Annotated in this window: 23 protein-coding genes; 9 read left to right on the top strand and 14 right to left on the bottom strand. The window is 62.4% G+C overall.

The window, feature by feature from the left end; translation table 11 throughout:
* Positions 1 to 38: 38 nt before the first annotated feature.
* The 3 genes from FHS06_RS00445 to FHS06_RS00435 are packed head-to-tail and all read right to left on the bottom strand — an operon-like array spanning position 39 to position 2,832.
* Positions 39 to 848, bottom strand: coding sequence for a DUF4097 family beta strand repeat-containing protein (locus FHS06_RS00445; protein WP_167043976.1), 810 nt, complete (start codon positions 846 to 848; stop codon positions 39 to 41).
* On the bottom strand, positions 845 to 1,522 hold the full coding sequence (locus FHS06_RS00440) for a response regulator (protein ID WP_167043973.1): 678 nt from the start codon (positions 1,520 to 1,522) through the stop codon (positions 845 to 847). The genes FHS06_RS00445 and FHS06_RS00440 overlap by 4 nt, the downstream gene beginning before the upstream one ends.
* The gene (locus tag FHS06_RS00435; RefSeq protein WP_167043970.1) at positions 1,510 to 2,832 is read right to left on the bottom strand and encodes a sensor histidine kinase; all 1,323 of its coding nucleotides are present in this window, start codon (positions 2,830 to 2,832) and stop codon (positions 1,510 to 1,512) included. The genes FHS06_RS00440 and FHS06_RS00435 overlap by 13 nt, the downstream gene beginning before the upstream one ends.
* A 226-nt stretch (positions 2,833 to 3,058) precedes the next feature.
* On the opposite strand from FHS06_RS00435, the gene FHS06_RS00430 reads away from it, so the two are divergent.
* Positions 3,059 to 3,889 (top strand): Cof-type HAD-IIB family hydrolase, encoded by an 831-nt coding sequence (locus FHS06_RS00430; protein WP_167043968.1) that lies wholly within the window; start codon positions 3,059 to 3,061, stop codon positions 3,887 to 3,889.
* Between the two features lie 3 nt (positions 3,890 to 3,892).
* Here FHS06_RS00430 and FHS06_RS00425 read toward each other — a convergent pair whose 3' ends face one another.
* The 3 genes from FHS06_RS00425 to FHS06_RS00415 are packed head-to-tail and all read right to left on the bottom strand — an operon-like array spanning position 3,893 to position 6,912.
* Positions 3,893 to 4,528, bottom strand: coding sequence for an NADPH-dependent F420 reductase (locus tag FHS06_RS00425; protein WP_167043965.1), 636 nt, complete (start codon positions 4,526 to 4,528; stop codon positions 3,893 to 3,895).
* A gap of 27 nt (positions 4,529 to 4,555) precedes the next feature.
* Positions 4,556 to 6,154 (bottom strand): hypothetical protein, encoded by a 1,599-nt coding sequence (locus FHS06_RS00420; RefSeq protein WP_167043961.1) that lies wholly within the window; start codon positions 6,152 to 6,154, stop codon positions 4,556 to 4,558.
* Positions 6,136 to 6,912, bottom strand: a complete 777-nt coding sequence (locus FHS06_RS00415) for an ABC transporter ATP-binding protein (RefSeq protein ID WP_182486468.1) — start codon at positions 6,910 to 6,912, stop codon at positions 6,136 to 6,138. Before FHS06_RS00415 ends, FHS06_RS00420 begins: the two co-directional genes overlap by 19 nt.
* 60 nt (positions 6,913 to 6,972) lie before the next feature.
* Here FHS06_RS00415 and FHS06_RS00410 point away from each other — a divergent pair, with 60 nt between their 5' ends.
* Positions 6,973 to 7,806: an aldo/keto reductase gene (locus FHS06_RS00410; protein ID WP_167043958.1), complete on the top strand. Its 834-nt coding sequence runs from the start codon at positions 6,973 to 6,975 to the stop codon at positions 7,804 to 7,806.
* A gap of 1 nt (position 7,807) precedes the next feature.
* On the opposite strand, the gene FHS06_RS00405 is transcribed toward FHS06_RS00410, so the two are convergent.
* From FHS06_RS00405 to FHS06_RS00390, 4 genes are all read right to left on the bottom strand, one after another.
* Positions 7,808 to 8,224 carry a VOC family protein gene (locus FHS06_RS00405; RefSeq protein ID WP_167043955.1) on the bottom strand — a complete coding sequence of 139 codons (417 nt, stop codon included), beginning with the start codon at positions 8,222 to 8,224 and terminating at the stop codon, positions 7,808 to 7,810.
* Positions 8,225 to 8,328: 104 nt separating this feature from the next.
* Positions 8,329 to 8,553, bottom strand: a complete 225-nt coding sequence (locus FHS06_RS00400; RefSeq protein ID WP_165141352.1) for a hypothetical protein — start codon at positions 8,551 to 8,553, stop codon at positions 8,329 to 8,331.
* A 23-nt stretch (positions 8,554 to 8,576) separates the two neighbouring features.
* Entirely contained in the window at positions 8,577 to 9,521 is a 945-nt protein-coding gene (locus tag FHS06_RS00395; protein WP_182486469.1) for a DNA-3-methyladenine glycosylase family protein, read from the bottom strand.
* Between the two features lie 66 nt (positions 9,522 to 9,587).
* Positions 9,588 to 10,316: a winged helix-turn-helix domain-containing protein gene (locus tag FHS06_RS00390; RefSeq protein WP_167043952.1), complete on the bottom strand. Its 729-nt coding sequence runs from the start codon at positions 10,314 to 10,316 to the stop codon at positions 9,588 to 9,590.
* Positions 10,317 to 10,749: 433 nt separating this feature from the next.
* On the opposite strand from FHS06_RS00390, the gene FHS06_RS00385 reads away from it, so the two are divergent.
* Both FHS06_RS00385 and FHS06_RS00380 read left to right on the top strand, forming a co-directional pair.
* Complete coding sequence (locus FHS06_RS00385) at positions 10,750 to 11,049, top strand: GNAT family N-acetyltransferase (RefSeq protein ID WP_167047671.1); 300 nt, start codon at positions 10,750 to 10,752, stop codon at positions 11,047 to 11,049.
* Between the two features lie 112 nt (positions 11,050 to 11,161).
* Positions 11,162 to 11,401 (top strand): hypothetical protein, encoded by a 240-nt coding sequence (locus FHS06_RS00380; RefSeq protein ID WP_167043949.1) that lies wholly within the window; start codon positions 11,162 to 11,164, stop codon positions 11,399 to 11,401.
* Positions 11,402 to 11,407: 6 nt separating this feature from the next.
* Here FHS06_RS00380 and FHS06_RS00375 read toward each other — a convergent pair whose 3' ends face one another.
* Positions 11,408 to 11,899, bottom strand: coding sequence for an 8-oxo-dGTP diphosphatase (locus tag FHS06_RS00375; RefSeq protein ID WP_167043945.1), 492 nt, complete (start codon positions 11,897 to 11,899; stop codon positions 11,408 to 11,410).
* Between the two features lie 100 nt (positions 11,900 to 11,999).
* Between FHS06_RS00375 and FHS06_RS00370 the strand changes: the two genes are divergently transcribed.
* The 4 genes from FHS06_RS00370 to FHS06_RS00355 are packed head-to-tail and all read left to right on the top strand — an operon-like array spanning position 12,000 to position 17,861.
* Positions 12,000 to 13,154, top strand: a complete 1,155-nt coding sequence (locus FHS06_RS00370; RefSeq protein WP_167043942.1) for an exonuclease SbcCD subunit D — start codon at positions 12,000 to 12,002, stop codon at positions 13,152 to 13,154.
* On the top strand, positions 13,151 to 16,150 hold the full coding sequence (locus tag FHS06_RS00365) for an AAA family ATPase (protein ID WP_167043939.1): 3,000 nt from the start codon (positions 13,151 to 13,153) through the stop codon (positions 16,148 to 16,150). Before FHS06_RS00370 ends, FHS06_RS00365 begins: the two co-directional genes overlap by 4 nt.
* 9 nt (positions 16,151 to 16,159) lie before the next feature.
* Positions 16,160 to 16,345: a hypothetical protein gene (locus FHS06_RS00360; RefSeq protein WP_167043936.1), complete on the top strand. Its 186-nt coding sequence runs from the start codon at positions 16,160 to 16,162 to the stop codon at positions 16,343 to 16,345.
* A gap of 4 nt (positions 16,346 to 16,349) precedes the next feature.
* Positions 16,350 to 17,861 carry an MFS transporter gene (locus FHS06_RS00355; RefSeq protein WP_182486470.1) on the top strand — a complete coding sequence of 504 codons (1,512 nt, stop codon included), beginning with the start codon at positions 16,350 to 16,352 and terminating at the stop codon, positions 17,859 to 17,861.
* Here FHS06_RS00355 and FHS06_RS00350 read toward each other — a convergent pair.
* The 3 genes from FHS06_RS00350 to FHS06_RS00345 are packed head-to-tail and all read right to left on the bottom strand — an operon-like array spanning position 17,858 to position 19,519.
* Complete coding sequence (locus tag FHS06_RS00350) at positions 17,858 to 18,415, bottom strand: phosphorylase family protein (RefSeq protein ID WP_167043933.1); 558 nt, start codon at positions 18,413 to 18,415, stop codon at positions 17,858 to 17,860. The genes FHS06_RS00355 and FHS06_RS00350 overlap by 4 nt on opposite strands.
* A 2-nt stretch (positions 18,416 to 18,417) precedes the next feature.
* Positions 18,418 to 18,546 carry a hypothetical protein gene (locus FHS06_RS14085; protein WP_259392797.1) on the bottom strand — a complete coding sequence of 43 codons (129 nt, stop codon included), beginning with the start codon at positions 18,544 to 18,546 and terminating at the stop codon, positions 18,418 to 18,420.
* A 25-nt stretch (positions 18,547 to 18,571) separates the two neighbouring features.
* On the bottom strand, positions 18,572 to 19,519 hold the full coding sequence (locus tag FHS06_RS00345) for an aldo/keto reductase (protein ID WP_167043930.1): 948 nt from the start codon (positions 19,517 to 19,519) through the stop codon (positions 18,572 to 18,574).
* Between the two features lie 165 nt (positions 19,520 to 19,684).
* Between FHS06_RS00345 and FHS06_RS00340 the strand changes: the two genes are divergently transcribed.
* Positions 19,685 to 20,263: a hypothetical protein gene (locus FHS06_RS00340; RefSeq protein ID WP_182486471.1), complete on the top strand. Its 579-nt coding sequence runs from the start codon at positions 19,685 to 19,687 to the stop codon at positions 20,261 to 20,263.
* Positions 20,264 to 20,265: the final 2 nt, after the last annotated feature.

The following is a 20,265-nucleotide window of genomic DNA, read 5'->3' as shown; positions in this document are numbered from 1 at the left end:
GAGAAGCAGCGTCCCGGGAAGTGGATTAAAACCGGCTCTCAGTCTGTCGGGTGAAGCGCGACGCTGCCGGCTTCAAGAGTCACCGACACCAGGTTGCGTGACGTCGGGCTTGTCGTGAGCTCGTTGGTGAGCGAACCCAACGACACGTCAGTGCTGACCGCATAGGAGCCATCGGGGAGGCCGACTGTGAGGCTTCCGGCACTCACAGCGAGCGTGACATCTTCGGGAGCCGAACCGCTGAACTCAGCATCGAACTCGCCAGCGTTGACCGAAAGATCAATAGCGGATGCCGCAGCCACATTCACCTCAGCGCTCCCGGCGTTGACAACCGCTGTGACGGTTTCGGCCGAACCCGCCACCGTCAGCGATCCCGCGTTCATCGTCAGGTCGAGGTCTCCGAAATCACCGTCGGCGTTCAGGCTTCCCGCGTTCAACGTGAGGGTGGTGTCGAGCCCCGAAATGTTCTCCGGCAGCGTGAGAGTGGCGCTCCCGATTCCGCTGGAGAACCAGAGCGACACTCCGCTGCGCGAGGGTGACTCAACTTTCAACGAGCTGCCGTTGCGTTCGAAGGTCCAGCCCGCCGCACCCGAACCCTCGGTGTCGAGGGTTGCTTCACGCACATCGGCGAAGCGCACTGTGAGTTCTGTCGCGGATGCCTCAGCGACAAGCTCAGTTACGCCCGAGGTTGCGATCGACTGCGACGAGGTCGCATTCGATGCGGCAGCGGGGGAAAAGATCGTCGAGAACCCGGCGCTGACAACCGTTGCAACGATGACCAGTGCTCCGAAGACGATCGTCACGATGGCGACCGCTTTGCCGGTCGTTGACGTGGTGGTGGGGGTACTCATTTCACAGTTCCTGTCTGGGGTGTGTTGTTGCCGTGTTCAAGGTGCGCGAGTGCTGCGAGCACGCGCCGATTTCCGGACTCGTCTGGCTCGAGGCCGAGCTTTTGGAAGATTGCGGTGATGTACTTCTCAACGCTTGCTTCCGAGACGAAAAGTGCCGCAGCGATCGCGTGATTCGACCGCCCCTCAGCGATAAGGGCGAGCACCGAGCGTTCGCGGTCGGTGAGGCGCTGTATCCTGTCGTCTCGCGTGCGCCGCGACAGCAGTTGTGCGACGACCTCGGGGTCGAGCACTGTCGCGCCAGAACCGATGCGAGCGACCGAATCGAGAAACTCTGTGACGTCGGCGACGCGGTCTTTCAGGAGGTATCCAATTGCTCCACCCGAGCCCGTGATGAGTTCGCTCGCATAGCGCTCTTCGACATATTGCGACAGCACAAGCACCGGAAGTGCAGGCCGCGCCGCGCGGATCCTGACGGCTGCCCCAATGCCCTCATCGGTGAATGTCGGAGGAAGCCGCACATCCAAGATGCAGAGGTCAGGGGTCGACTCGGTGACTGCGACATCGAGTTCTGTCGCATCGGGAAGGGCCGCTACAACGTCGTGACCCGCATCTTCGAGCAGGCGCACCAGTCCCTCGCGGAGGAGCACTGAGTCTTCACAGATCAAGATGCGCATGGCACATTCACCTCCAGTGACGTTGGTCCGCCGATCGGACTCTCAAGTCGGGCTGTACCGCCAGCGGCAAGCACGCGGTTTGTGATTCCGTCGAGGCCGCCTCCCGGCACTACGCGTGCACCACCGATGCCGTTGTCTTCGACGCGGGCCCACAGCATTTGACCAGCTGCGCCGTCAATATCGTCGGCGTCACGCAAGCGCACTACCACTCGCGCTTCGCTTGCACGCGAGTGCTTCGCGGCATTGGTGAGGGTTTCGGCCACGACGAAGTACACGGCGGCCTCGGCATTTTTGCTGCAGCGCCCGTCGAGACGCACATCAAGGTGCACTGGGATATGCGATCGCCCAGCCAGGGCCGAGAGCGCAGCGTCGAGGCCGCGGTCATCAAGAACAGACGCGTGGATGCCGCGAGCCAGCTGTCGAAGGTCGGTAATCGCGGCCTTTGTCGAGGTGTGGGCCTCGCTCACGAGCGCTTTTGCGGCCTCGGGATCGTCGTCGATTTTTTGCTGTGCCATGCCAAGGGTCATGCCGATCGAAACGAGCCGTGGCTGAACGCCGTCGTGCAGGTCGCGCTCGATGCGCGTGCGCTCGACTTCTGACGCACGGATGGCGCCCGCTCGCTGCTCACTCGAGGTCCGAGCTTGCTCGGCAAAATGCGCTTCAAGTGACGGCACCACGACAGCGCGCGCGATGACGCCGTGCAATATGGCGATGCCGATAACGCCGGCAAGCGCCGCAAGCGCCATCAGTATGCCCACCAACGGCGCCCACTCGGTCGCGATCGTAAGAGTGCTGCCCCAGAGGTCGGAGCTCGTGCCGGAGCCACGGTAGAGCGGAGCGAACGCGAGGGCAGTCGAGTGTCCGACACTGCTGAGGAGAGCCAAGACGACGAAGCCGAGGATCGCTGAAATTGCAAAGCTTGCGACCGCTCGCCACATCGCCACGTCAATGAACTGGTGCCACACCATCCGGAGGAAGCCGCTGAAACCAGGCTTCTGGCGGCGCCGACGAGAAAGCGGAGGGATGCCGAGCGAGTAAAGTCCGCTGACCCGTGCGGTTTCGAGCCAGCCGAGGGCGAAGAGTGCGTAGACAAAACCGAGAAGGAAAAGTAGACCGATTCCGAGTATTGGCAACAGGCTCAACCCGAGTGTCAGGAGGGTGGCCAGAGCCCCGAAGGCGACGGAACCCAGGATGCCGAGCGCTGCCAGCTGAGCGATAGCTCCGAGCACACGGGCAGGAGTGTTCAGCTGCTGTGCTGAAGGGGCGGGGGCAACGGGCGGTGGCGGCGCCGCGAGGGTTTCTGTGGTCATGACTCCACGCTAGGGGCGCGCGCTCGGACAGGCAGCCGAGGCATCCCGAAACCCCGCTTCGGGTTATCCCGAAACCTGTCGCCCCCAGCATCCGTCATTCTCCAAAACGCTGCTGCGCCCGCCCGACGCTCCGTTCACAGTGAGGTGCACCCGGCGTGTCACCCCCGAACAGCAGCGTTTCGGCGGAGGGGCAGTGAGAGGAGAGAAGGGCGAGAGAATAGACGGGATGACTTATCTCGCTGATGCTCAAGCGCTCGCCGCCCGAACCCCCGACATTCGGCTCGTTGCCGTCGATATGGACGGCACACTTCTCGACGAAAACGGTGTCGTGCCGCCGGGCCTCTGGCCGATGCTGTCGAGGCTCGCCGATCGCGGTATCGCTTTCGCTCCGGCGAGTGGCCGGCAATACGCCACGCTTCGCCGCGAGTTCGAAGGCCACAGCGACGGCATGGTCTTCATCGCCGAGAACGGCACATTCGTGCTTCGGGGTGAAGATGAAGTGAGCAGCGCACCGATGGATCGCGCCTTCGTGGACGATCTCGTGCGACACCTCCGCGATTCTCCGCATGACATCGGCGTCGTGGTCTGCGGTAAGGAGTCGGCCTACATTGAACGCGACGACGAGGCGTTCCGGTCTGAGGCGTCAAAGTATTACGCACGGCTCGAGGTCGTGCCAGACCTCGTCGACGTTCACGACGACGTGTTGAAGATCGCGGTCTTCGACTTCGGCCACGCCGAAGAGACCACGGCGCCGGCTCTTGAGCACCTACGTGCCACTCACCAGGTCGTTGTCTCAGGCGAGCACTGGGTTGATGTCATGAACGCGGGAGTGAACAAGGGCGATGCCCTCCGCCGCTTGCAAGAGGTTCTCGGGGTGACACCAGCGCAGACCGTGGTGTTCGGCGACTACCTCAACGATCTTGAAATGATGGATGCCGCTGACCACTCATTTGCGATGGCCAACGCGCATCCGCTCATCGTCGAACGTGCACGCTACCGGGCGCCGTCGAACCGCGACCACGGTGTGATCGCGGTTCTCGAGATGCTCGTTCCGTAAGGCTCAACGCTCGGCGCGGGCGAGGTTCGCCTTCAGCTCTTCGGCGTTCTGGGGGATAACGTACGCGGGGCGATCACGCTCAGCGCGCCAGCTTTCGGAGAGCGGGCTAACATCGACCGTCTCGAACCCGAACTGGTCGTACAGGCCGGTCATGAAAGCAACGGCATCAGGGTCGTTGCTTGAGGCGACGAGAGCCCGGCGCCCCGGGGTGCCAGCGGGGGTTCCATCGGTGAGGATAGTGCCCGCCGCGATGTGGTTGAACCCCTTCACAACTTTCGACTGGGCAAGGTGTCGCTGCACCATCTCAGAGGTGGTCGTCCGGCCCTCTTCGAGCTCGGCAATGCGGCCATCCCGCTCCCAGTAGTAGTTGTTCGTGTCGACGACGATCTTGCCCGCGAGAGCGTCAACAGGTACATCTTCGAGAGCTTTAAGCGGCACCGTGACGATGGCCCATTCGGCAGCTTCTGCTGCTTCTTGTGCGGTCGCGGCACGCGCGTGCGAGCCGAGCTTCGCCACGAGCTCACTGAGTGTTTCGGGGCCGCGAGAGTTCGCAATCACGACGTCGTAGCCGCGGTCGACGAGTCCCTGCGCCAGAGTGCCGCCGATGTTTCCTGCTCCGATAATTCCTACTGTTGTCATACGTGCCGACAACGACATATCGCGCGGTTACATTCCCTTGAAGGTGTGCAACCGTTCGAGGAGCTTCGGAGCGTTGCGGTCATAGACATGCCCGCCGACGACGACACCTATCCAAAAAAGAACGCTGCCGAGTACGACACCGACACCGAGCGCTACCCAACCGAACAGTGCGTTGCCGGTGACAGCGGCCGCGACCGCGAGAGCAAACGCGGGAAGCGACAAGACCCCGGATGCTGCCCAAAAACCCACGTAGGCGAGGCCCTGCAGAAACGTCTGCCCCGGGACTCTCTTGAACGGGTTGTCGCCGGGAGCTGCGACCGGGACGACAAGGATCGCGGAGCTGACCGCACACATGCCATACCCCGTGAGCAGCGCGCCGAGGCTGGCGCCGAGTATTGCCGGCAGAAGAGCCCAGTTGCCGCTGAGCGCAATCGTGGCGACAGCGATCACGATGATCGCCGGCACTCCGACGAACGCTGCCCCCAGCATCCGGCCGGCACGATCGTCGCGCCCGCGGACGCCGGCGGCCAAGACGGCGGCAAACGCTGTGCCGTCGTAAGAGACATCGGTGTAGGGGATCGATCCGAGGAGAAAGGCCACAAGCACGGCCGAAAACGTCAGGAACGGGCTCGATAGGTCGCCATATGAGTAGAAGAGCAACAGTGCTGGTATCAGCGGCACGACAAGAAGCTGCCTGAGGTAGCGCGGGTCGCGGGTCCATGACGTGATGCTGCGCGCGAGTGTTGCGCCGGCACCGCCACTCGGGAATCGCCCGAACCACCCGAGGGATCCGATGGCCAACTTTTTCGTCGCGGAGCGCGGTGGGGAAACGAGGGATGCCGCGAGGCTTCGCTGCCAAAGCCACCAGAGCAGGCCGACGCTTGCGAGCGCAATGGCGAACTTTACGAGTGCGGGCAAAAGCGCGCCGGCCGCCAGGTCGCCGGGCACCGCCCACGCGGCACCGATCGGTGTCCAGGAGATTCCAGAAATGACTGGCGCGATGAGATCAAACCCGCCGGAAGATGTCGAAGTGGCCGCATCAGCGAGATTAAGGATGCCGACCAAAATCGGACCCGCGAGCGCAAGCAGCAAAAACGCGCCGATGCTGATGAGTTCTTTCGTTCGGCGACTGCCGCCAGACCCCGCGGCCAACGCACCCATAGTGCGAGACGCCACGACGCAGACCAACACGCCGAGGGGAACGCACACGATCGCCGCGAGAGCGGCAGCGGGAAACCGCCACCATGCGGCGAAGGTTGCGAGGGCGCCGAGAGTGGTTGCGATTCCGGGAACACCCGCAAATCCTGCTGCGGTCAGAGCCACCATGAGCTGTCTTGTGCTGATCGGGAACGGCGCGAGTCGGCCAGCATCGACAGTCGTATCGAGACCGGAAACAAAAATCGGGCCCAGAATCCACCCGAGTGTCAGCACCGCGCCGCCCGCGGTGATCACTGAGCGCACGGCATCCAGGCTTGTGAAACTGAGCGCAATGAGACCCGCGGTCACTCCCAGCAGAATGAAAAGTGCCCACAGCGAGCCGACGATAAAGCCGATGAGCTGCCAGGGACTCGACGCGAGAGTATTGCCGAGAATGCGGTAACGGAGCTTTAGGACTGTCGCAACCATGACGGCCCCTCAGAGTGGTGACGACCGCCGACGAGCTCAATAAAGCGGTCCTGCAGTGAACCAGCGCCGCGCACGTCGTCGACAGTTCCCGCGGCGAGTACGGTTCCGTTGGCAATGACGGCGACGTGGTCGCACATGCGCTGTACGAGATCCATTGAGTGGCTTGAGACGATGACGGTGCCGCCGGTCGTTGCATAACTGCGGAGCACATCTTCAATGTTCGCCGCCGAGACCGGGTCGACAGACTCGAACGGCTCGTCGAGCACCAGAAGGCGTGGTGCGTGAATCAGTGCGCAGGCCAAAGCGATCTTTTTCGTCATGCCCGCCGAGTAGTCGACTACGGGAGTCCCTGCAGCCGCGGTCAGATCCATCAACTGCAAGAGGTCAGCCGTGCGCGCCGCGATATCGTCGCGGCTCAGCCCGAACATCATCCCGGTGTAGGTGATGAGTTGCTCGCCGGTCAATCTGTCGAACAGGCGCACGCCATCGGCGAGGTTTCCGACCATTGCCTTCGCCGAAACCGGGTCGGCCCACACGTCGACACCGTGAATGACTGCTGAGCCCGAGTCGGGACGCAGTAGGCCCGTTGCCATCGAGAGCGTTGTGGTCTTGCCAGCACCGTTCGGTCCGACAAGTCCGTAAAAAGAACCCACGGGAACGGTGAGATCAATCCCGGCGACCGCAACCTTGTCGCCAAATTTCTTGAAAAGGCCATGTATGTCGAGCGCGGCAGCCACTGCCGGAGAGAATTCTGTCACGTGAGCCACGCTATCGGTAGAGACAGATCACGACGACCCCAAAGGTGATGGGATGAAGGCATGCCTACGATTCCCACTCTCACTTTGAACGACGGCTTCTCTTTCCCTGAGATCGGCTTTGGTACCTACAAGCTCACCGGCGAGGAGGGTGTGGACGCCATCGTCTCGGCGACCGAGGCGGGATATCGGCTTCTGGATACCGCTGTGAACTACAAGAACGAACGCGAAGTGGGCGAGGCTGTTCGCCGAAGCAGCGTCGATCGGTCGGAGCTTCTCATCGCGACGAAGATCCCCGGACGCGATCACGGCTTCGACGAGGCTCTCGCGAGCATCGATGGATCACGTGAGCGACTGGGCATTGAGACCATCGACCTACACCTCATTCACTGGCCCAACCCGAGCGTCGACAAGTACGTCGACACTTGGCGCGCCCTCATCGAAGCCCAAAGTCGCGGCTGGGTGCGAAGCATCGGAGTGTCAAACTTCACGAGCGAGATGCTCGATCGGTTGGACGACGAGACCGGCGTTACTCCGGCTGTCAACCAAGTTGAGCTGCACCCCTACTTTCCGCAGGGCGAGTTGCGCGCGTACCACCGGGCGCACGGCATCCGCACCGAAAGCTGGAGCCCACTCGCAACGCGTGGAGAACTCCTCGGCGAGCAGCCCATCGTTGACGCGGCGGCAGCCCACGGCGTGACACCGACGCAGGTCGTCCTGCGCTGGCATGTGCAATTGGGCTCGACACCGATTCCGAAATCAGCGACGCCATCGCGTCAGCGCGAGAATGCCGACATTTTCGGGTTCAGGCTCACCGACGACGAGGTAGCCGTCATCTCGGCCCTTGAGCGTGGACGCATGTGGGGCGGCGACCCCAACACTCACGAAGAGATGTGAATCAGGAACCATCCGATGATGCGTTGGCGCTGAGCATCCATTCGATTCCGAATTTATCGGTGAGCATTCCAAACCTGCCGCCCCAGGGAGGCGTCTCGAAAGGCTCGTCGATGGTGCCGCCGGCAGTTAGTCCGTTCCAGATGTGTTCGAGCTTTGTTTCGTCATCTGCGCTTACCGAGACGGCAAATCCGGCGGGAGTTGCAGCCACCATGTGGCTCGGTGTGTCGGAAGCCATGAGAGTGAAACCGTCGTCGGTGGTCAACTGTGCGTGCATGACCAGGTTTTCGTCTTCGGGGGTTTGCGCGAAATTGAAATCGGCGAAGGTCGTGATGGTGAGCTCCCCGCCAAAGACAGTGCGGTAGAACTCCATTGCTGCACGCGCTTGATCGCGAAAGTTGATGTACGGATTTAGGAGCATCGATGTTCCCGTCGTCTCAATGTGTGTGTCGTCGCTGTCGCAACGGAAACAGTGTGCTCTTGAGAGCGCGGGCGCACAAGAGCCTGTGCGGTGAGAAACCGTGGTTAGAGCTGCGCGCCGTTGTCGTCGCGGTCGTAAATACCGACGTTCTGCCCACGCCATGATTCGTAGGCGATGAGCCAGCCGATCGAAAGTACAGCTCCCAAAACAAGCCCGATCCACAGGTTTCCGAGCGCGAGGCCGATGAGCGCACCACCCACGATCAGAACGACTGTTCCGAGGATCCACATTGAGCGGCCGCGGGGCCAACCGGTTTTTGAAGCTGCCATGGTCACAGCGTACGCGGTCGCGTTCATCTGGCGCGGTGGTCTTCCGGGTGTAGCTTTGGGCCGCGCCGCTGCTCGCGCATTCCGCTTGCCCCGATGAGGCGAATGACCCGCTGACGGTGGCCTGTCCATGGGGCAAGGAGTTCGAGCATCCCGTCGTCATCAGTGCGGCTACCGGTGAGCGCGTTGCCGACCTCGTGCGCGAGGTGGTAGTCGCCCACACTGACGGCGTCGGCATCGCCGAGCGAGCGAATGCGGGTTTCCGCTGCAGTCCACAGGCCTACTCCGCGAACGCTCGTGAGCACGCGGTCGCGCTCTGACCCGGTGTGCACAGCGGCGGATGCCCGCGCGAGTGAATCGCCGCGGCGAGCCGCTTCTACGACGGTGCGTGACTGGGGCGGCTCAAGGCCCGCCCGATGCCAGGCCCACGAGGGGATATGGCGCCAACCCTCGATCGTTGGGGGAGCGAACATCGGGTGCGGAGTTGGGCCGGGTGCGCGCTCACCGAACCAGGTGACGATGCGGCGCCACGCGCCAAAAGCTTGCATTGCGGTGACCTTCTGCTCGAAGATGGCGCACGCGAGCGCGTCGAACACGATGTCAGTGCGCGCGAGGCGGAGCCCCGGATTCTGATGGTGGGCGTGAGCGATGAGCGGATGCAGCGAGGCATCAAATTCGTCGACATCGTCGTCGGCACCGCAGAGCGCCGGTAGCTGCGTGAGCGCCCATTCCGATCCCGCACCCCAGGCTGCGGCCCTCACTCCACCGGCGCTGGACTGGCGCAGCGCAAGCGTTGCGAGCCCATAAGGTGTGCGGCTCGCGCGCCAGACGACAGGGCCATCCACCGTCATAGTGGGGTCGTTGTGGCCGCGGCGCAGAAACAACACAGTGCGGCGGAAGTCGAGCGCATGCCGCGGACGGTACTCGGTCTCGAGTGGCACGCCATGCTGGGGCCGCGCGTCGCGGTTCATGCGCTCACCCTACGATGCCCTGCTGACATCGCACGAGGATCTCAGCACTGTAGAGGTGCCGGAGTTCTAGAAACGGTCGGGCGACGGCGTGCCGTGGCCGTAGCGAATGACGACGTCGGCGTGGCGGTCGAAGCGGTAGCCAACGCCGCGAACCGTGCGCACGATGTCTTCGTAACGGCCGAGTTTTGCGCGCAGCCGTCGCACATGCACATCGATGGTGCGTTCGCCTGGCGCGTCCAGATCGCCCTGGCTCCACAGCGACGACACCAACTCGGTGCGTTCGATCGTGCTGCCTTCGCGCAGCACGAGGTACTGCAGCAACTCGAACTCTTTGAAGGTGAATGCTGCGGAGCTTCCATCGATCAGCACGCGCTTACGCGAGATGTCAACGACAACACCGGTCGTTGCATCGTCTTCGATTTCTTCCGGCACTTCTTTCGCGCGGGCGGTCGCCGCGGGTTCGTGAAGTGCCAGCCGAACGACATCAACATTCCGCCCACCGGCAGACGCCGGTGCAAGGGCTACGGTCGCGTAGGTTTCGGCGTCGGGGGCAAGTTCGCCGAGGGTGCGGCGAAGAGCTTCTACGAGTGTTCCGAGCGATACCCCGGATGCCGCAGCCTTGACCTCGTCGAAGCCCACGTAGAGGGCGAAGCCGCGGGGTGCGGTGCCTGCGGGCAAGCCGCGGGAGGGCGCTGCCGGAGACTGAGCCACGGGGGCAACATCAGAATCTGTCACGACGCGAAGGTTCGGGCGGGGAGGAGTAGTGGGGCGCTCGAGGAGGGCGGTATTCGACATGAGAGTGCGTGTCCTTGCGGAAAGGAACCTGGGCGATGCTGCCAGTAACAGGTTCAAGTGTGTGTCATCGTTCGCGGTCTTGGGTGGGGACCGGGTGCAAGCTCCGTTAACCAAATGGCTCTCGGTGCTCGGGGGCTTAGCACTTCGTTCAGAAGAAGCGCGTGTGCCCATCGGGGATTACCGAATCAGCGGCACATTCGACAACACATGACAGCGCGTACCGGCATCATCATGCCGGTTGTTCCGTTCGCCTCCAGGGCGGACAGGGAACGAGCGAAGTCAGTCATGTCGCGATTATGACCGATCGTGTCGGTATGAGTCAAATCAATCAGTTTTCTGTGCACAGTCGGTGTGAAACCACGCATCCTGCTCACTTCCCGAGTGATTGACCCGAGCAGTGAGCTGGCAGGCGTACCCTGTCGGGGTGACGACGATGACTTTCACGAATGAACCCGATGAGTCCCGCTACACGCTCCGCCGCGGCGACGACCTTGTGAGCGTGCTTGATTACCGCGACGACGGGCACACCCTGGCTATGACGCGGGCCTACACAATCCCGACATTCCGGGGTCAGGGCTACGCGGCTGACATAGTCGAGCGCGCGGTCACTGACGTTGAGGCATCCGGAGTTCGTGCTGTGAGCCCGGTGTGCTGGTATGTCGCCGAATGGTTTGACGCCCACCCTGAGCGAGCAGGCGTGCTTGCGCCACGCGAAGCCGCTGAGCGTTCCTAGCCTCGGTAACTTTCTCAGTCAAGGGCGGCCGGTGGGCGCTGTAAACGCGCCATGCTTATAACAACGCAGTGCGCTAGCTCGTTCTGGCGCGAAGAAACGACAGGAACCCACGATGAGCGATAACAACGAACCGGCCGTCGATCCGCGGAACGTGCAGAACGAGCCAGCGATGGACATGCACACATCGACCGACGAAGAGAGAATCGACGGAATCGTGGATCAGACTCGCGCCGATGTCGGTGACAAGAGTCTCGAGCGAATCCAAGGTGTGCTCCGCCAGCGATTCGAACAAAGCGGGACGGCGTTCACTGAGGAGCTCCTCGTAGAACTCGCTCAACGCGTAAAGATCTAGCGCGGCTTACGCCACGGCGCGAGGCGCCTCGTTGACCACTGTGGCGAGGTCATCGCCGAACGTGAAGATTGCGTCGAGTCCTGATTCGCCACGCAATATTCCGGGCAACCAGCGCCAGGCGTCGTCCCACATGCGATCGAACGGCACGTTGTCGATCGAATACCATCTCGGGACAATTTCTTCGGTCTCAACCGGTTCGCCGTCCCACACCGTGCATGTGAAAACATGCGAGCGCTGCGACCACGTCGGTTGTGACGGAAAGAGATAGTCGAGCACTCCAACCGCCACGAGGTCGGATGCCTCGACCAACAGCTCAGTTTCTTCCTGCACCTCGCGGACAGCGCCCTCGACTACGGTTTCGCCGCGTTCGATCTTTCCCCCGATGCCGACAACGCGGCCGAGCGCGAGACCCGTGCGCTTATGGCCGAGCAGTACCTCGGTGCCGCCACCTGCGGCGGGGCGCAGCATGTAGACGGCGCACACTTCGGGCAAACTCATGGACGCAGGCTACGCCCGGTTTGTTACGGGTGTGTGGCAGAGCTGAAGCGCTGTGGCATGCCTGGCCAGCAATGTCGGCGCCGCGGCATAGCGTGGGAATATGCGCATTCTCCACACCTCCGACTGGCACATCGGGCGCACCTTTCATGGGCACTCGACGCTTGCCGCACTTCGCGCAGTGCTGTTCGAGATGGTGGACCAAGTGCGCGAGCGCCACGTCGATGTTGTGATCGTTGCCGGTGACGTTTTCGACTCGGCGGCTCCGGCGGCATCCTGTTATGAGCTTCTCACTGAAACTCTCGCGGCGCTCACAGATGCCGGCGCCCGCGTTGTCATGACGAGCGGAAATCACGATTCCGCCGCTCGGCTCGGATTTCAAGCACGGCTCCTGCGTCAAGAGATCGCTGTTCGCACCGATCCGGCATTCGTGGATTCGCCCATCACAATTGAGGATGCTGACGGGCCGGTGCAGTTCTATTGCATCCCGTTTCTGGAACCCGCTCTGGTGCGCCATCTCTGGCCAGACGTGGAGGTGCGGACACACGAACAAGCACTCACGCACGCAATGAACCTCGTTCGAGCCGATCTCGCTCAGCGCGGCGGGCGCTCCGTCGCGATATCGCACTGCTTCACCGCGGGTGTCGAGGCGACCGTGGGAGTCGAGCGAGACATTCAACAGGGCGGGCTCGATGTCGTGCCGCTTTCTGTGTTCGACGGCGTCGACTACGCGGCCTTGGGCCATATTCACGGGCGGCAGCAGCTGTCGCCGCGGGTGCGGTATTCGGGTGCTCCGCTGCACTACAGCTTTGGCGAAGCAGACAAACCGCGTGGGTCGTGGTTGGTAGAAATGGATGCCGCCGGCGAAACGTCCGTCGAGTGGCTCCCGCTGGCTGTGCCGCGGCGATTGACGACGCTTCGTGCGCCCCTCGATGAGTTGCTCGGCGACGCGCGTTTCAACACCGACGAGCAGTCGTGGGTAGCGGCCGAATACACCGATGCCGCCCCGCAACCAGACACGATGCGTCGGCTACAGTCGCGCTTTCAGTGGTGTGCCAGCGTCGCGCACGTGCCAGCGGTGACCAGAGAGAAAAGTGAACTGACGTACTCGGGTCGCGTCCGCGCCGCGCGGAGCGACCTAGAACTCGTCGATGCTTTTCTTTCCCACGTTCGCGAGGGTGAGGGCGCGTCGGATGCTGAATCCGAAATCCTGCGCAACACGCTGGGTGAGCAGGCAGCAGCAGAGGCGAGTAAATGAAGCTGCACCGGCTTGAACTTGAAGGCTTCGGCCCGTTTCTTTCGCGGCAAGATATTGACTTTGACTCGTTCTCTGATGACGGTATTTTTTTGATTACCGGCCGAACAGGCGCGGGAAAATCAAGCATCCTCGACGGGGTTTGCTTCGCGCTTTACGGCGGAGTGCCGCGCTATGAAAGCGGCGACAAGCGAGTGCGGAGCGACCACTGTTCTCCGGACGATCCCACTAGTGCAACTCTCGAGTTGACGATCGGTGAGGCACGCTGGCGAGTGAGCCGGATGCCGGAATTTGACCGGCCGAAGAAGCGCGGTCTTGGCACAACGCGCGTGGGTGCCGAGGCGCAGCTTGATGAATTGGTTGACGGCGAGTGGATCGGTCGTGCTGCGGGTCCGCGTGATGTCGGGCTCGCGCTGGATGAAATCCTTGGACTCTCGCAACAGCAGTTTCTGCAGGTCATCCTTCTCGCGCAGGGCCGCTTTTCACAGTTTCTTCTTGCGAAAAATGACGAGCGTCAGCGATTGCTTCGAACGCTTTTCGGAACGAAGAGTTATGAAGACTATGAGCGCATCCTCGAGCAGCGCAGGAAAGACGCAGAACGACTGCTGCAGCGCGGTGGGGAACGTTTGGAAGACCTTCTCATCGACGTTGAGTCGTTGATCGCAGAACATGAGCTTCTCTCGGACCTTGGCGCGGGGGACGCGTCGAGTGCGAAGGCTCGTGTTGAGATAGCGGCGAAGGCCGCAGTCGAGGCTAAAAAAAGAGCTGCAGCTCGCGCGGACGACGCAAAAACGGCGGAGCGCGAACGCGACGCGACAAGTCGTCACCGTGAGATCCACACCACCCTGCGTGACGCGCAAGAACGGCGCGTGCGCGCTGAGCGCATATTGGCGGACCTTGGTGACCGCTCGTCGGCCACTGAGCGGGCACGCACCGAACTCGGTGATGCTCTGCGTGCCGAGCCGTTGCGCTCTCTTCTCACGCTGGTGCGCGATGCGCATGAGCGGGTGACTCTCGCGCGTGAAACGGCTCGGTCGGCCGCGGATGCGTGGTCGAATGTCGGTGAGCGCCCGGTTGATGAACGCGGTGCCCGTGAAATCGTCGATGCGCTCACGGGCGACATCGCACTCGCGCAAGAGGCGCGCGCCGTCGAGCGGCAGATTCGGACAATTCTCACCGAGCAAGACGCGCTTAAGAATCAGCACACCGCTGTCGCGGCAGCAGAAGCGAAGGCAATCGTGCGACGGGATGGCGCCAATCTGCGCGTCGCCGAGGCCACGAAAACCGCGGGTGAGCTCGCGAAGGTCGCAGCGCTCGAGTCTTCCGCGCGGGCAGCTGATGGCGACGTTCGCGATCGGCTTTTGGCTGCGCAAGAAGCCCAGGAGCTTCTTAGAGCAGCCGAGGCCGCTGATGCGGGTTATGTCGCGGCGAACACTCTCGCTCAGGAGGCGAGTCGTGCAGTTGGTGAGCTGTTGCAGCGACGCTTACTGGGGGCCGCCGGAGAGCTTGCTGAGAGTCTGAGCGAAAATGACCCCTGTCCGGTTTGCGGCTCTCTCGTTCACCCGGACCCGGCACACACCGTGGCAGGCGAGGCCGTGACCGATGACATGGTGGCGACAGCTGAAGAGCGGCGGGCGACGACGCAGCAGGCTGAGCAGCGCGCCGGTGATAGTGCGAAGTCTGCCCGTGAAGCGCACGCACGTGCGTCTGCGCGCGCGGGCGGTGTCGGCGTCGACGACCTCGCCATCTCCCTCCACGAGGCTGAGGCCGAGCTTGCACGAGTCGAGGAAGCGGTGGCGGCGCTTGCACGCGCGCATAGTGAGCGTGAAAGCGCCGAGGCTGACGTCTCGGAAGTCAGTACCGAACTCATCCACCTGCAGGAACAACGAGCCAATGTTGAAATCGACATCGCTCGTGCGGCTGATCGTCTGGCCGCTGCGTCAGCGACTGTCGAGGCTGCGCGAGGGCACTACGAAACTGTTGCTGAACGCCTCGATGCCCTCGTGTTGCGCCGACAACGCGCGAAGGATATCGCGGAATCTGCGGCTTTTCTGGCTGAGCAAGAGCGCGCGGCTGGTGTTGCTGTGAGCGACCGTGACAGCGCTGTTGCCGAAGCTGGATTCGTTTCGGAAGATGCGGCGAGTGCTGCGCTTCGGCCTCGGACGGAACGTGAACGGCTAGCTTCAATGATTGCCGAGTACGACTCTGCACTGCGCCGCGAAACCGAGCGTCTTGTCGAGCTCGACGAAGTTCTCGCTACAGCTACAGGCCTCGCTATCGACGTGCCCGCGGCGGAAGCGGCAGAAGCGGCCGCCATCACGCTGTGGACAGCCGCCGTTGCCGCGGCAGCAACGGCGGCTGAAATTTCGAGTCGTCTGAGCGTGCTCGTGACCCGTGCCGCGGCGCTGCATGCTGAGCGCGCCGAGGCAGAAGCCGCGCATGCGGTGATTGCCCGCCTCGCGAACACGGTCGCTGGTCGCGCGCCCAACGCACTCCGAATGACGCTGGAGACGTTTGTGCTCGCCGCTCAACTCGAGGACATCGTGATCGCGGCAAATCTTCGACTCCAGGCGATGTCGTCGGGGCGCTACCGGTTGCAGCACACCGATGCTCTCGCGCGCAGAAACGCGGCATCGGGCCTCGGGCTAGAAATCCTCGACGCCCACACTGGTCAGGCGCGACCACCCCAGTCTCTCTCCGGCGGCGAGACGTTTCTTGCTTCGTTGGCGCTAGCTCTTGGCCTCGCCGAAGTGGTCACAGCTCAAGCGGGCGGCATCCGTCTTGACACGCTTTTCATCGACGAAGGGTTCGGCTCGCTCGACTCGGAGACGCTGGAGACAGCGATGCGCACTCTCGATGAGCTGCGCGCCGGGGGACGAACCGTCGGCGTCATCAGTCACGTTGAGGTGATGAAAGAACAGCTTCCCGCGCAGATCATAGTCACGGCGAGTGCGCAAGGCCCAAGCGTAGTCCGGCAGGGAAGCCACTCGCGGTCGTAGGGTAGGACAGTGAATAAAGGCACTGTATGGACTGTCGTCGGCGTTATCGCCGCTATCGCTATCGCTTGGATTCTCGTTAACATCCTGTTTTCGGTGTTGGCGGTCATCTTCAAGCTTCTTGTTGTCGCGGTCGTCGCCGTGATCGTGTTCTTCTTGCTGCGCGCGGCTTTCGCGCGCGGCGACTCGGCCTCCTGAACGCATGGCGAGAAAGCCGGACGGCGCCCACCCCGCGACCCAGAACATTCAGCTAACGGACCCGCAGAAGTGGCGGGCATTCGCGGTGTGCGTGACGGTTGCCGCCATCACGATTCTTGACCTTTCGAAGGTCAACGTCGCTTTGCCTTCGATTGAGTCAGCGTTAGGCGCTGGGTCGACCGAACTTCAGCTCATTGTTTCTGGCTATGTGCTTACCTTCGGGCTCTTTCTCGTGCCGATGGGACGGATCGGCGACCAACGCTCACGACGTGGCCTGTTCATTATCGGGCTCACCGTGTTCACGCTCGCGAGCGTCGCGTGCGCCATGGCACCCGACACCACGACCCTCCTGATTGCTCGACTCATCCAGGGCATGGCGGCCGGAACCCAAATGCCCCAGGTTTTGGGGCTCATCCAGCAGCTCTTCCAGGGTAAAGAGCGTGCGCGGGCCTTCGGCCTGTTCGGAGCAACGATCGGCGTCGCAACAGCCTTCGGCCCGACGATCGGTGGCTTCCTCATCGCTATCGGTGGCGCAACCGACGGATGGCGTTGGATCTTCTGGATGAACCTACCACTCGGCCTCATCGCCATCGCTCTCGCGATTTGGCTGCTCCCTGCAACGCGCGGGCGCTCGCAACGAAAACTTGAGCTTGACCCGGTCGGCGTTGTGCTCTTCGGAGTCACGATCGTAGCTCTCATGCTGCCGTTCCTTTTCACAACGGGTTCGCCGAGCGACAATCCCAGCCGCTGGTGGTTCCTCGTCATCTTCGTACTCTTCGCGGGCGCCTTCTACGCCTGGGAACGCCGGTACGCGGGACAGGGGCGGGTGCCGCTGATTCCGTTCGGCCTCTTCCGGATTTCGTCGTATCGAAACGGAACGATGCTGCAGGCGATCTATTTCTCCGCACTTCCGGCGATGTTCCTGCTGACGACGCTGTTTTTGCAGGGCGGGCTGAACATCGAGCCGGTATTTGCTGGCATGGTCACTATCGGCTTTGCGCTCACAAGCGCCGTTGCCTCGTGGGTGGGTGGCACTCTCGTGACCCGGTACGGCCGCATCGTTGTCGTCTGGGGGCTCGCGATCGTGCTGTTGTGCGTCGCGGCACTCGTCGTCACAGCGCTTTTCTCCGCTCCTGAAGTGACGCCCTACATGATGGCGGTCGCACTCTTCTTCGGCGGTATGGGCGGCGGGCTCGTTATATCGCCAAACCAGACGCTTACTCTGGCCGACATCCCCGTCAAACAGGGTGGATTGGCGGGTTCGGTCGGCCAGTTGGGGCAGCGCATCGGTACAGCGGTCGGCAGCGCGATCGCGCTCGCACTGTTTTACGCAACGATCTATCGCGAAACCGACACCGCCGCCGACATCGTTGTGTACCACGACGCCTACGGTTACGGCATGATCGCTGTCGCGGTGTGTATCGCCATTGCGCTCGTCATTGCGGCCATCGATCTCAGCTCGCGCAGTAAAAAAGCCGCGAAAAAAGCCGGAAAAAAGTCGGCGAAGACCGCCTAGACGCCGTACTCAACGCGGATACGCTCGCGGAGCCAGCCGCTGCAGCGCGTCACTGTCACATCCCACAGCTCGGTGGCTCCGTCTTGAGCTCGGTCTGAGACGGCCTTGAATACGCGGATGGGAACGCCGAAACTTTCGGCTGTCCACATGTAGGCGTAGGTCTCCATATCGACCAGGCTTGCCCCGAGCGCGCGAATGTGAGTTACGGTATCCGCGTCGTCGATGAATCGGTCTCCCGTGGCTATGGTGAGCCCATCACGTGAGGAACCGACCGTGGCCGGCAGCGCGACGTGTTGGCCGACGACACCATCGAGGTCGGCTACGTCGTGCTGAAGCGCAGAAACGACTTCGTACACGGATGCCTCAAGCTCAGGGTCCAACGCACCTGCGGTTCCGACGACCACGATTTCTTCGTACGTCTGCGCGCTGAGGGCCTTTGTGAGACCGACCGCTGCTTGTAGCTTGCCAAGCCCCGTCACGAGCGTGTCGAAGCCGTCGATGGGTTCGGTGAACGCGACCATTTCGACGTCCATCGCGGCGACGAGCAGTCTCATTATCAGCTGCCTCCGCTGATAATGCCGATGACGCCGGATGCAACCATGTAGATACCTACCGCCCCAACGACAACCCAGATGCCGATGCGCGCGGGCGATGGTGATTTGGGATCTCGACCCGGAGTTGTCATCTCGCGATTCTAACGTTGTCTGCTGCTATGCCGTCGGCGTCCACGACGACACTGCGTCGAGGTCGCTGACTTCGTCTGCGCTGAGTTTTACTGTCGCACTCGCCAACAGGTCAGCGACCTGCGAGGGCCGTGATGCGCTCGCGATCGGGGCAACGACCGTCGGCTGCGACCGTAGCCAAGCGAGTGCGATGGTCGCGACGGAGACACCGTGGGAGGCGCCGATGCGCTCTAGAGTGTCGATGATCTTGAGGCCCTGCGGAGTGATGTACTTCGCCGACGATCGACCGCGCGCGGTTGCTTCCGCCGTTTCCGCGTCGCGGAACTTACCGGTGAGAAACCCCGAAGCGAGGCCGTAGTAGGGCACGAGGCTCATGCCGTACTCCTCTGCAAGAGGAATGATCGACTCTTCCACGTCGTTTCGGTGCACCAGGTTATAGTGCGGCTGGATCGCTACTGGAAGCGCCGCACCCGTTGACTGAGCGATATTCATCCATTCGCGAATGCGCTCGGGTGACATGTTCGAAATCGCGATGTTGCGCACAAGGCCGTCGGTGACAAGCGCACCGAATGCCTCGACGATCTCAGCCATCGGCACTTCCGGGTCGTCGAAATGGGCGTAGTACAGATCGATGGTGTCGATACCGAGCCTTTTCAGCGAGGCTTCTGCAGCGGCGCGGACGTTCGCAGATGAAAGTCCCTTGAATTCCGGATGCGTCCCGACTTTTGTCGCGATGACGACATCGCTCGGTGTGCGGCTCTGCAACCACTCGCCGATGATCGTCTCACTTTCGCCACCCACGTGCCCCGGCGCCCACGCACTGTAACCGTCTGCGGTGTCGATGAAAGTGCCGCCTCCGGCGTGAAATTCATCGAGCACGGCGAGGGATGTCTCGCGATCAGCTGTCCATCCGAAAACGTTGCCGCCGAGGCAGAGAGGAAGAGCGTCGAGGTTGCTGGTGCCGATACGCGTCATGCCTCCATTATCGATCTCGCACAGCACTGCGGGTTCCTCATGGGACTTTTGACGGCTCTTGGAGAAACACTGCGCGGCGGAAAGGAGGATGCTGGGATCACGCGGTGCATTCGGGAAACCCGATACCCGCAGAGCATGACAGTCGCCACCCAGAAGGGATTACTGATGGAAACCGTACTTCTCGACACCCCCAGCGGAATCGATGCGCGCCTCGCGTGGGATCCGCGCGTGAGTGAGCACGATCGTCGGCGCCTTCTTTCGCGGGAGCTCGTGTCGGATCGCTTGGGCATTGATGCCAAAGCCGTGCGGGTAGAACGAGAAGCCCCCACCGTTTTCGGTCATCACACGCAACTTTTCGCTGAGCTTGATGGGGCCGAACTGCCGCTTCAAATTCGAACCACGTCGTTTCGTGCAGCCACGATCGTCGCCGTGGCAGATCCCGGAATTACGCTCGGGATTGATCTGCGTGATACTCACCTCGACAAGCTCGAAGCGCAAGAAATGCACCGTCATTCGCACCTGTGGGACGGCTCAAGCGAAGCCGACTTCTTGCGGCACTGGGTGCACGTGAAAGCAGTCATCGCGGCCGACGGGCGCGGCACGCGCATTCGGCCCGAGGCCGTTCGTCTCGACATGGGGCTAAATCGTGGGTGGATTCCCGATCGCCCGGCGCGCTACAACGTCGCGGACGTGTCGCGGAACGGCTTTCTCATCACGATTGCGTACTCGCACCCCGCGCCGTGACC

This window comes from Microbacterium halimionae (assembly GCF_011761265.1).
GTDB lineage: Bacteria > Actinomycetota > Actinomycetes > Actinomycetales > Microbacteriaceae > Microbacterium > Microbacterium halimionae.
Note: the sequence above shows the minus strand (reverse complement) of the source record. Positions and strands in the feature narration are given on the sequence as shown.

Excerpts from the sequence above, each read along its gene's own strand:
- FHS06_RS00365 (WP_167043939.1), top strand. The coding sequence starts at position 13,151 with ATGAAGCTGCACCGGCTTGAACTTGAAGGCTTCGGCCCGTTTCTTTCG.
- FHS06_RS00430 (WP_167043968.1), top strand. The coding sequence starts at position 3,059 with ATGACTTATCTCGCTGATGCTCAAGCGCTCGCCGCCCGAACCCCCGAC.
- FHS06_RS00390 (WP_167043952.1), bottom strand. The coding sequence starts at position 10,316 with ATGTCGAATACCGCCCTCCTCGAGCGCCCCACTACTCCTCCCCGCCCG.
- FHS06_RS00355 (WP_182486470.1), top strand. The coding sequence starts at position 16,350 with ATGGCGAGAAAGCCGGACGGCGCCCACCCCGCGACCCAGAACATTCAG.
- FHS06_RS00350 (WP_167043933.1), bottom strand. The coding sequence starts at position 18,415 with ATGAGACTGCTCGTCGCCGCGATGGACGTCGAAATGGTCGCGTTCACC.
- FHS06_RS00395 (WP_182486469.1), bottom strand. The coding sequence starts at position 9,521 with ATGAACCGCGACGCGCGGCCCCAGCATGGCGTGCCACTCGAGACCGAG.
- FHS06_RS00380 (WP_167043949.1), top strand. The coding sequence starts at position 11,162 with ATGAGCGATAACAACGAACCGGCCGTCGATCCGCGGAACGTGCAGAAC.
- FHS06_RS00400 (WP_165141352.1), bottom strand. The coding sequence starts at position 8,553 with ATGGCAGCTTCAAAAACCGGTTGGCCCCGCGGCCGCTCAATGTGGATC.
- FHS06_RS00435 (WP_167043970.1), bottom strand. The coding sequence starts at position 2,832 with ATGACCACAGAAACCCTCGCGGCGCCGCCACCGCCCGTTGCCCCCGCC.
- FHS06_RS00425 (WP_167043965.1), bottom strand. The coding sequence starts at position 4,528 with ATGACAACAGTAGGAATTATCGGAGCAGGAAACATCGGCGGCACTCTG.
- FHS06_RS00410 (WP_167043958.1), top strand. The coding sequence starts at position 6,973 with ATGCCTACGATTCCCACTCTCACTTTGAACGACGGCTTCTCTTTCCCT.
- FHS06_RS00420 (WP_167043961.1), bottom strand. The coding sequence starts at position 6,154 with ATGGTTGCGACAGTCCTAAAGCTCCGTTACCGCATTCTCGGCAATACT.
- FHS06_RS00405 (WP_167043955.1), bottom strand. The coding sequence starts at position 8,224 with ATGCTCCTAAATCCGTACATCAACTTTCGCGATCAAGCGCGTGCAGCA.
- FHS06_RS00440 (WP_167043973.1), bottom strand. The coding sequence starts at position 1,522 with ATGCGCATCTTGATCTGTGAAGACTCAGTGCTCCTCCGCGAGGGACTG.
- FHS06_RS00385 (WP_167047671.1), top strand. The coding sequence starts at position 10,750 with ATGACTTTCACGAATGAACCCGATGAGTCCCGCTACACGCTCCGCCGC.
- FHS06_RS00340 (WP_182486471.1), top strand. The coding sequence starts at position 19,685 with ATGGAAACCGTACTTCTCGACACCCCCAGCGGAATCGATGCGCGCCTC.
- FHS06_RS14085 (WP_259392797.1), bottom strand. The coding sequence starts at position 18,546 with ATGACAACTCCGGGTCGAGATCCCAAATCACCATCGCCCGCGCGCATC.
- FHS06_RS00375 (WP_167043945.1), bottom strand. The coding sequence starts at position 11,899 with ATGAGTTTGCCCGAAGTGTGCGCCGTCTACATGCTGCGCCCCGCCGCA.
- FHS06_RS00345 (WP_167043930.1), bottom strand. The coding sequence starts at position 19,519 with ATGACGCGTATCGGCACCAGCAACCTCGACGCTCTTCCTCTCTGCCTC.
- FHS06_RS00445 (WP_167043976.1), bottom strand. The coding sequence starts at position 848 with ATGAGTACCCCCACCACCACGTCAACGACCGGCAAAGCGGTCGCCATC.
- FHS06_RS00370 (WP_167043942.1), top strand. The coding sequence starts at position 12,000 with ATGCGCATTCTCCACACCTCCGACTGGCACATCGGGCGCACCTTTCAT.